The following is a 1,385-nucleotide window of genomic DNA, read 5'->3' on the forward strand; positions in this document are numbered from 1 at the left end:
TAGGAAACTAGCTGATGAATTCAACTGCGATATCATTATCTGCGCCACCCGTACCAGAGGAGAAACAGTAAAAACTGTAGACCGGATAGCCAGAAGCAAAGGCTATGACATCATTCGGACATCTACCTACCAAGTCAGTAAAGGCCACCGTACATTGGCAAACCAGCTAAAAGCAAAGCACCTACTGGATTTGTTACAAAACCTAGGCTTGCTCCCTACTGCGGTTGTTATAGCCCTTCCCGCGTCACCACAACCAGAACCAATATTAAATTAATCTATCCAACCATAAACAAACTCATTTATGAAAAAAATTTTACTCCCTGCGTTGGCACTATGTATCCTATTCTCATCATGCTCAAGCCCGTTAGAAAAGCCGTACAATGAGGCTACCCTGGAGGCAGACATGAAGGCGATAGCTGAAAGTGGTGACGCCGACACTACTGAGATGCAACTGATCGCCCTCTCCATGATGAGCAGCGCCTTGGGCGGTGAGAAGTTGGACGGCAAGACTTATAAACAGATCATTGACGAGGCTAAGGAAATCCAGCGTAAAGCCCAAGAGGAAGAGAAGAAGCAGGCCCTGCTTGCAGCGGAGGCCCAACAGGAGGAGCAGCAGCGTATTGAGCGCCTAAACAAGGCACTAACGGTAACAGTATTTGACAAAGGCTTTGAAGAGTACAGTTATCAGGAATACATTACCTATAAGTTTGCCTTCCAAAATAACGGAGACAAAGACATTCGGGCCTTTAAAGGCAGAGTAAGCTTCACCGATCTGTTCGACACAGAAATCAAGTCCTTTAATATGACCTACGATGAGGGGCTTTTATCAGGCAAGAAGATGTCTTACGAAGCCACCACAGATTATAACCAGTTCATGGATGAGGACAAGCGCCTGGTGTCGAAAGACCTCAAAGACCTGAAGATGGTGTGGAAGCCGGAGCAGATCTTGTTCACAGACGGCACTGTACTAAAATAAAAAGCTGGTTCTTGGCTGTGGCATTGCTTACAGTAAGGGAGACTATAACCCCAGCAATAAGGAGTAAAAAGCCACCTACTACTAGGTGGCTTTGCTGTTTTACTTTTTAAACAACTTTAACAAAAAAGTTAAAGTATATTTATATAAATTGTTCGTTTATTTAAATTAAAATTTTCAAATCCTAGTTACGCTCATTAATTATTCTTGTGCAAGTTCTATTGCTGAATTATAGTATAAAACACCATGCAATAACAGTTAAACTCAGATGAATGAAGAGAAGGTGATAAAAGAAATCGAGGAAGCACTTAAAACCTGGAACCGCATGGCAATAAGGTTGCACACTACCCTGATTATACTTGGGATACTGGCAACTCTCTGCACCTTGAGCCTCACTGCATTTGTTGGTTTA

At 42.9% G+C, this 1,385-nt stretch carries 2 protein-coding genes; both read left to right on the forward strand.

Features of this window, described 5'->3' with window-relative positions; translation table 11 throughout:
- Positions 1–274: hypothetical protein (locus OB13_RS19555; RefSeq protein ID WP_461491867.1), on the forward strand; the 274-nt coding region annotated here is incomplete at its 5' end.
- Positions 275–403: 129 nt separating this feature from the next.
- Complete coding sequence (locus tag OB13_RS19560) at positions 404–976, forward strand: hypothetical protein (RefSeq protein ID WP_461491868.1); 573 nt, start codon at positions 404–406, stop codon at positions 974–976.
- Positions 977–1,385 lie beyond the last annotated feature (409 nt).

Source organism: Pontibacter sp. HJ8 (assembly GCF_054824225.1).